This window comes from Acinetobacter legionensis (genome assembly GCF_048552295.1).
Classification (GTDB): Bacteria; Pseudomonadota; Gammaproteobacteria; order Pseudomonadales; family Moraxellaceae; genus Acinetobacter.
This window is the reverse complement of sequence record NZ_JBIMCW010000018.1, coordinates 81784-90675: the sequence shown is the minus strand read 5'-3', so window position 1 is coordinate 90675 and position 8892 is coordinate 81784. Positions and strand designations below refer to the sequence as shown.

The window sequence follows — 8892 nt, the reverse complement described above, 5'->3', positions numbered from 1 at the left end:
GCAACATCAAGACAGTGATTACTGGCAATACGCTAGATATCCAGTTGGCAGACGCACCAGTATTTGCAGGCAAAGTGACAGCAAATGGTTTAGATGCAAATGGCAACAAAGTTGAAAATGTAGCAGATGCGACAGCAGCAAGCGATGCAGTGAATAAAGGTCAGTTGGATGCAGCGACTACAGCATCAAGCAGTAAGACCGATACTTTGGGTAATAGCACTGCAACGAACTTAGGTGGTGGATCAAAATATGACAACAGCACAGGTGCAATCAGTGCGCCAAGCTACGTCACCACTAAAACAGATGGTACGACCACAACAGCGAACAACGTGGGTGATGCATTAACGAACCTCAACACTGAAGTGGTTAAACCAGTGACCTTCACAGGTAACAGTGGCACAGTTGATCGTAAACTTGGAGAGACGCTGAACATTACAGGTGGCTTAACAGGCGCAGGTTCGAACAGCAACATCAAGACAGTGATTACTGGCAATACGCTAGATATCCAGTTGGCAGACGCACCAGTATTTGCAGGCAAAGTGACAGCAAATGGTTTAGATGCGAATGGCAACAAAGTTGAAAATGTAGCAGATGCGACAGCAGCAAGCGATGCGGTCAACAAAGGTCAGTTGGATAGCTTAAGTACAGGTCTTACTAATACTGGCTTTGGCTTAAAAGCAGCAGATGGCAATACAGTTAACAAGAAGTTAGGCGAAGCAGTTGAAGTTGTTGGTGCAGATAGCAACATCACTACGAAGGTTGCAAATGGTCAAGTTGCGATTGAGTTAAATAAAAACCTCAATAACTTAACCAGCATTACAGTGAATGATGGAACCAATGGTACAAATGGTTCTACTGTGATCGGTAAAGATGGTATCTCAGTTAAAGATGGTTCAGGCAATACGATTGTAGGTTTAGATAACACAGCGTTGACGGTTAAAGATGGTAGTGGCAACACAGAAACTAGCATCAACAAAGCAATCAATACTCTCAATGCATCGCAAGGTGAAACTGATAAGTTTGCCGTGAAGTACGACAAGAATGCTGATGGTAGTGCAAACTATGACAACGTAACCCTTGCAGGTACAGGTGGAACCACGATCACCAACGTTAAAGCAGGCGCTATTAACGCAACATCAACTGATGCGATCAACGGTAGTCAATTGTACGATGTTGGTAATAGTCTGAAAAATGCAATTGGCGGTTTGACCACGAGAGATGCAACGACTGGTATCATTACGACAAGCAACATTGGTGGCACGGGTTCAAACACAATTGATGGTGCAATCAACAGCATTAAAGATTCAGCAACCAAAGCGAAGACCACAGTTACGGCTGGAGACAATGTTGTTGTGACTGCTGGTACCAATGCAGATGGTTCAAGTAACTATCAAGTTGCAACAGCGAAAGACGTAAACTTCGACAAAGTGACTGTAGGTAATGTTGTTGTTAATAAGGCAAGTGACACAATTGAAGGATTGAGTAATAAAGATCTTACAGCGAGTGATTTTGCGACTAAAGGTAGAGCAGCGACTGAAGAGCAATTGAAGCAAGCTGTTACGAAAAACATCACTGAAGTTGTAGATGGTAATGGCAACAAAGTGAATATTATTGATCAAGTTGTAAATACGAAACCTGACAATAAAAACCAAGATTCATTGTTCTTAACCTACGATAAGCAAGGTCAAGAAACCACAGATCGTCTGACGATTGGTCAAACAGTGCAGAAGATGAATACCGATGGTATTAAGTTCTTCCATACCAATGCCGATATGTCGAAAGGTGATTTGGGAACAACTAATGACTCAAGTGCGGGTGGTTTAAACTCTACAGCGATTGGTGTAAATGCAATTGTTGCAAGTGGCGCGGATAGTTCAGTTGCTTTAGGTCATAACACGAAAGCAAATGGCAAAGAGTCAATTGCAATTGGTTATGGTGCTGAAGCATTAGGTACTCAATCAATTAGTATTGGTTCGGGCAATAAAGTGAAAGGTAACCATTCTGGTGCCATTGGTGACCCGACCATTGTGGATGGTGCGAACAGTTATTCTGTGGGTAATAATAACCAAGTGCTTACAGATGATACTTTTGTACTTGGAAACAATGTGACCAAAACAGTTGCTGGTTCAGTTGTGTTAGGTAATGGCTCAGCGGCGACGACTGGTGCAGGTGTTACAGGTTATGCGTTGTCAGTTGCAACAAGTGCAGACAAAACAGCAATTAGCAATACAACATCAACAACTGGTGCAGTAGCAGTTGGTGATGCGGCAAGCGGTATTTATCGTCAAATTACTGGTGTTGCAGCGGGTAGCGCAGATGCTGATGCTGTAAACGTAGCGCAGTTAAAAGCTGTTGGAAACCAAGTTGTTACCACTCAAAATGCACTTGTAAATGGTTTGGGCGGTAATGCGAAAGTCAATGCTGACGGCACCATTACAGGACCAACCTATAATGTTGCACAAGGTAATCAGTCGAATGTTGGAGATGCTTTAACAGCATTGGATAAAGCCATTGGCTCTGCAGCAACAACATCTAAAACGACTGTTTCTAATGGTCAGAATATTGTTGTGAATAAGAGCAAAAATGCTGATGGTTCAGACAATTATGAAGTATCAACAGCTAAAGATTTAACAGTTGATTCTGTGAAAGCAGGTGATACGGTTCTCAATAATGCTGGAATCTCAATTGGTAATAATGCGGTTGTGATAAACAACACAGGATTAACTATTGCCGGTGGGCCAAGTGTAACGGTGGCAGGTATTAACGCGGGTAATAAAACAATTACCAATGTGGCAAATGCTGTTAACGCTACAGATGCAGTCAATAAAGGGCAGTTAGATAGCGCAATTGGCACTGTGAATAACAATGTCAATGAGCTTGCCAATAATGCTGTTAAATATGACGATGCATCAAAAGATAAGATCACACTTGGTGGTGGTGCAAATGGCACAACCATTAGCAATGTAAAAGATGGTGCAGTTAGTCAAGGTTCTAAAGATGCTGTAAATGGTGGTCAATTATGGAATGTTCAGCAACAAGTTGATCAAAACTCAACGGATATCAGCAACATCAAAAATGATATTAACAATGGTACTGTCGGCTTAGTTCAACAAGCAGGTAAAGACGCAACAGTTACAGTTGCGAAAGATACTGGTGGTACCAGTGTGAGTGTAGCGGGTACAGACGGTAACCGTGTTGTGACAGGTGTTAAAGATGGCACAGTCAATGCAACATCAAAAGATGCAGTCAACGGTAGCCAATTGAATACGACCAACCAAGCAGTTGTGAATTATCTTGGCGGTGGTGCTGGCTATGACAATATTACGGGTAGCTTCACTGCACCAACTTACAATGTAGGTGACTCTAAGTATAACAATGTTGGTGGTGCAATTGATGCATTGAACCAAGCGGATCAAGCATTGAATAGCAAAATTGACAATGTCAGCAACAAGTTAGACAACGCTTTCCGTATTACCAATAACCGGATTGATGATGTTGAGAAAAAAGCCAATGCGGGTATTGCAGCAGCAATGGCACTTGAATCAGCACCATATATTCCTGGTAAATATACCTATGCTGCAGGTGCGGCATACCATGGTGGTGAGAATGCGGTAGGTGTGACCTTACGTAAAACTGCAGACAATGGACGTTGGTCGATTACAGGTGGTGTTGCGGCAGCATCTCAAGGCGACCCAAGTGTTCGTATCGGTATCAGTGGTGTAATTGACTAAATCACGAGACGAGGAAGATCGAACGGTCTTCCTTTTTCTTCGCAAATTTTTAAGAGAGAAAAAATGAAAGCATTTAACAAAAAAATTATGTTCAGTGTATTCAGTGGTCTTGTGATGTCATTGAGTCATGCAGCTGAAGTTGAAACATCAAATATCCAAGAAATTCATTTTCCTGAAGTGAAAGACAGTTATTTAAAGCAAGTGAATCGTTATGAATACGATGATGTGGCACGTTTAGATAAAGGTTTAAGCAAAGATCAGATTCGCCATGTTTTGGGGAATCCACAATTTTCTGAAGGCCTTTTTGCTGTTAAAACTTGGAACTACGTATTGGATGTTCGAGAGCCGAGTTCCAATCAATATAAACGTTGCCAGTTGCGCATAGACTTTGATAAGCACTACCGTTCAGAAAATCTATATTGGAAAGGTGAACAATGCCAAGGTCTGATGGCTTGGGGCATCAATAACCAATCCGCGACAGAACAAACGGCTCTATCCCCTACAGGTCAATCAGCCAGTGTTTTATTCTATTTTGATCATTCAGATAAAAGTGGGGTAAAAAATCCTGAAGTGATTAGCAAAATTGCCGATCAAATTAAACAAACTGATGGGAATAGCAAGATTTTTGTTGCAGGTTATACCGACCGTTTAGGTTCATTTCCGTATAACCAACGTTTATCAGCAGCGAGAGCCAATACCGTTGTAAATTTGTTGAAACAACAAGGAATTCCTGCTGATCAAATTCAATTTTCAGCAGAAAATAAAACTGACGTGTATCAGAAATGCAATGGAATGAACAAAAAAATTCAATTGGTCGAGTGTTTAGCGCCTAATCGCCGAGTAAACATAACTTGGTAAAACTGAATGCATAATCAAATAAATTCAGTTTAAAAGAAGGTGTTTATTCTTCAAATAGATTGAGCCTTATTGCATGCAAACGCCCGATGAAATTCATCGGGCGTTTTAAATTATTTACTATTCTGGTTTATTTTGAATAAATCATACATCACCAAATGATATCGATTGCCAAGTTAACCGAGCAGAAGCATCAGCAAAAAAACATTTTGATTAAACAGAAATAATCTGTTTGAAAGTGAATAAACGAGGTTCGTTTAGAGAGCTTTTATAAAATAAAATTTAGTGAATTTTGTTAAATGATAAATATTTTTTATTAAAAAATAAAAAATTATTCATAGAAGTTTTGTGTCTTATCCAACACGATAGCGTTATATTAAATTCTAATGTTTTATTTATCTACAAAGCTTGTTGGAATATCAATAGACACGTCTTGTTTAAAAAAAGATCATGCTCAAGATCATTGGTTATATGCTAAGTTATAGTATGATGTGTTCATATTTCGACTGATTTATTGCTATATCATCAGTTTTATTTAGCCAGAGTGAATTGATATTCATTTCAAGCTCAAACAATGTTGGAAATACAAATGCCTGACTATCGTTCAAAAACATCGACACATGGAAGAAATATGGCTGGTGCACGTGGCTTATGGCGTGCAACAGGAATGAAAGATGAAGATTTTGGTAAACCGATTATTGCGGTAGTCAACTCATTTACTCAATTTGTACCTGGTCATGTACATCTGAAAGACTTAGGTCAGCTGGTTGCTGAACAAATTCAAGCAGCGGGTGGCGTGGCAAAAGAATTCAATACGATTGCGGTCGATGATGGTATTGCAATGGGGCATGATGGCATGCTGTATTCATTGCCTTCGCGTGATTTGATTGCAGATTCTGTTGAATATATGGTCAATGCGCATTGTGCAGATGCCATGGTGTGTATTTCTAACTGTGACAAAATCACACCAGGAATGTTAATGGCGGCAATGCGTCTGAACATTCCTGTGGTATTTGTGTCTGGCGGCCCAATGGAAGCGGGTAAAGTTAAAATCCGTGGTACAGAACATGCGATTGATCTCGTTGATGCAATGGTGGTTGCTGCTGATGATAGTTTTACCGATGAAGAAGTAAAACAATACGAGCGTTCAGCTTGTCCAACTTGTGGTTCATGTTCAGGTATGTTTACAGCCAACTCAATGAACTGTTTGACAGAAGCCCTTGGTTTATCTTTACCAGGTAATGGTTCAACTTTAGCAACCCATGCAAATCGTCAAAAATTATTTGAAAAAGCCGGTCAATTGATTGTTAAGTTGGCAAAGCGCCATTATGAACAAGATGACTACACCATATTACCGCGTTCAATTGCGACCAAAGCATCTTATGAAAATGCGATGACGCTAGATATTGCAATGGGTGGTTCAACCAATACCGTATTGCATTTATTGGCTGCGGCACATGAAGCAGGTGTTGATTTTACCATGGACGATATTGATCGTTTATCGCGTAAAGTGCCTGTGTTGTGTAAAGTTGCGCCTGCAAAACAAGATGTCCATATGGAAGATGTCCATCGTGCGGGCGGTATCATGTCAATTCTAGGTGAATTGGATCGTGCAGGCCTTTTAGATACAACAGTCTATACCGTACATGAAAATACGCTGAAAGATGCCTTAGATAAATGGGATATTATTCGTACCGAAGATCCAGAGGTTTACGAGTTTTTCCGTTCAGCACCAGGTGGTGTTCCAACTCAAACAGCATTTTCGCAAAACCGTTATTATCAAACTTTAGATGGTAACCGTGAAAAAGGTGTGATCCGTAATGCTGAACACGCATTCTCTAAAGACGGTGGTTTGGCTGTACTGTACGGAAACATCGCTGTGGACGGTTGTATTGTAAAAACTGCGGGTGTAGATGATTCGATCCTGAAATTTAATGGTACGGCTCGTGTCTTTGAAAGCCAAGATGCTGCTGTAGATTCAATTCTTGGTCATGAAATCAAAGCTGGTGATGTGGTTGTCATCCGTTATGAAGGTCCACGTGGTGGTCCGGGTATGCAAGAAATGCTTTACCCAACCAGCTATCTAAAATCGAAAGGTTTAGGTAAAGAATGTGCTTTACTTACAGATGGTCGTTTCTCTGGTGGTTCTTCAGGTCTTTCCATTGGTCACGTATCGCCAGAAGCTGCAGAGGGTGGTGTTATTGGATTGGTTGAAGATGGTGATTTGATTGAAATCGATATTCCAAATCGTACAATTCATCTCGCTGTTGATGATGCAACCTTGGCTGCACGCCGTAAAGTTCAAGACGAAAAAGGTTGGCAACCAGCTGAAGAACGTCCACGTAAGGTTTCAAAAGCATTAAAAGCTTATGCTATGCATACCACCAGTGCGTCGAAAGGTGCGGTGCGTGAAATCTAAGCGTTAAAATAAGATTCCCAAACAAAACAAAAGCACTCATGAATTGGGTGCTTTTTATTGCATTGACCTAACGATTTAAATTTTATCGAGTTTTGGGATATTGATCATTCAGATTCAAATTGTTATAAGTTTTGTTATGACTGGTTAGAATTAATTTTCTCAGCATCACCCGTGAATGAATGGTATGCTTGAGCGAGTTTCAATCAGATTTTCTTTTATTTTTCAGTGCTTATTTCGAGGCTCTACGCATGTCACTGTTACGCCGTTGGTTTGATCCAATCCGATCGAGTTGGTTTTACCAAAAGCCGATTCGTCAAGAGGTGTTATCTACGGAACAGGGACTGAGTATTTATCTGCGTTTAGATGATGTTTATAGTTATCTTGCTGTACAGCAACTGACACAATTGGAAGATCTTTTAAGTGATGATTTAAAGCCACTTAAGGTGATTATTTCCAATACCGCAGCAGAACCCCCCAATGGCATGACTATAGAGGAATGGCGCAATTATAGTTTAGAAGACGCCAAAATCTTAGCCAATCAACATCGCTTTAGTTATGATGATGAAAAACCAGAACAACCAACTCAAGAAGCATTACAACAAGCGGAAACAATCCTTAGAAATACACCGCTGACCGGTCAAAATTTTCTTTATTTACTCGAAGATGTATTCCATATGCTGTGGCAACAGCAGTATGGCAAATTGCGCACTTTATTCGTGATGGCTAGTCAGCATCAAAAACCACAGAATTTTCCAGAACGTATTTTTGGTCAAAGCCCAATTTTAGAAAGCTATTTTGAATTTGGTGGACGTAAATATCATGCAGTGGATGATTTATTACGGCTGACTCGTCGCTTAAAACAACAAAAATTATTGATTGATAACCCTATTTTTCTGATCAATCACATTGAATGGCGTGAGCATTTGATGAGTGATGCGGAAGAGCTTGCTGAAATTCAGGCCATGCATCCTGAACTTGATTTATATATTGCCTTAGAAGACCCAATCAGTTGGTTATTATTGGCATATATCAAAGAAGAACTCGCAAATTATTATAATATTCAGTTGAACTTATTTCCGCTGAGTTATCACGGTCGGGACTTTTTTGATTGGAGTTTGGCAACCCGTCTTTCCAAGCGTTCAGAAGTGAAATTTACCCCGTTCTGTCGTCCGACTGCTGAAAGCACCTTAAATATGGCAAAGCTTTATTACAGCGTACCAGAAGAGCAACGTGTAGATGTGATGTATGACATTTTACAAGCGGTTTGGACCAAGGGGCGTGATTTATCATTCAAGCCGCATTTACAGCAAATGCAACATGATTTAGGGATTGAAAATCTAACAGATACAGATGTTGAAGCTTTATTAACAGCCAATGATCAGCAATGTGCAGAGAAGCATCAACCTGATTTTCCTGTTTTAGAATTGCGTATTGAAGGAAAGCGTTACGTTTTTAATAGCCTATATCGGGTTTGGATGATTGAAAGTATTTTTAGTAATGTGTTAGAACAGAAGTATAAAGCCGAGAATGAGTTGGAACGCGCTCAACATCATATAGAAGCACAGGATGCAGAAAAAACAGATGATTAAAAAAGAGAAATGTGAATCATTAGAACAAGTACGTGATCGAATCGATCAGTTGGATCAGGAACTGATTGAGTTGATTGCAACCCGCCAATTTTATGTTGATCAAGCTGTCCGATTTAAACGTAATGTAGACGACGTACAGTCTCCTGAGCGTGTACAACAAGTAATTAATAAAGTACGTCAGAAAGCCATAGATGTTGGTACCAACCCTGATTTGGTGGAAATGCTTTATCGGGAAATGATTCAGCACTTTATCCAAAGAGAGTTAAAAGAAATCCGTCCATAACGGTGATGTAATTTC

Annotated in this window: 4 protein-coding genes and 1 pseudogene; all 5 read left to right on the top strand. The window is 40.1% G+C overall.

Annotated features, from left to right (window positions below; genetic code table 11):
- A pseudogene (gene ataA / locus ACG916_RS14655) lies at nucleotides 1–3731 on the top strand (trimeric autotransporter adhesin AtaA); the annotation flags it as partial.
- Nucleotides 3732–3794: 63 nt separating this feature from the next.
- Nucleotides 3795–4589: a trimeric autotransporter adhesin/peptidogylcan-associated protein TpgA gene (gene tpgA, locus ACG916_RS14650; protein ID WP_262783031.1), complete on the top strand. Its 795-nt coding sequence runs from the start codon at nucleotides 3795–3797 to the stop codon at nucleotides 4587–4589.
- Nucleotides 4590–5175: 586 nt separating this feature from the next.
- The gene (gene ilvD, locus ACG916_RS14645; protein WP_056517335.1) at nucleotides 5176–7005 is read left to right on the top strand and encodes a dihydroxy-acid dehydratase; all 1830 of its coding nucleotides are present in this window, start codon (nucleotides 5176–5178) and stop codon (nucleotides 7003–7005) included.
- Nucleotides 7006–7253: 248 nt separating this feature from the next.
- Complete coding sequence (locus ACG916_RS14640) at nucleotides 7254–8594, top strand: hypothetical protein (protein ID WP_004718883.1); 1341 nt, start codon at nucleotides 7254–7256, stop codon at nucleotides 8592–8594.
- Complete coding sequence (locus tag ACG916_RS14635) at nucleotides 8587–8877, top strand: chorismate mutase (protein WP_016539541.1); 291 nt, start codon at nucleotides 8587–8589, stop codon at nucleotides 8875–8877. Before ACG916_RS14640 ends, ACG916_RS14635 begins: the two co-directional genes overlap by 8 nt.
- The last annotated feature ends 15 nt before the right edge of the window (nucleotides 8878–8892 follow it).

What these genes read in the sequence shown, in the direction of transcription:
- tpgA (WP_262783031.1), top strand. Translation starts at nt 3,795, where the DNA reads ATGAAAGCATTTAACAAAAAAATTATGTTCAGTGTATTCAGTGGTCTT.
- ilvD (WP_056517335.1), top strand. Translation starts at nt 5,176, where the DNA reads ATGCCTGACTATCGTTCAAAAACATCGACACATGGAAGAAATATGGCT.
- ACG916_RS14640 (WP_004718883.1), top strand. Translation starts at nt 7,254, where the DNA reads ATGTCACTGTTACGCCGTTGGTTTGATCCAATCCGATCGAGTTGGTTT.
- ACG916_RS14635 (WP_016539541.1), top strand. Translation starts at nt 8,587, where the DNA reads ATGATTAAAAAAGAGAAATGTGAATCATTAGAACAAGTACGTGATCGA.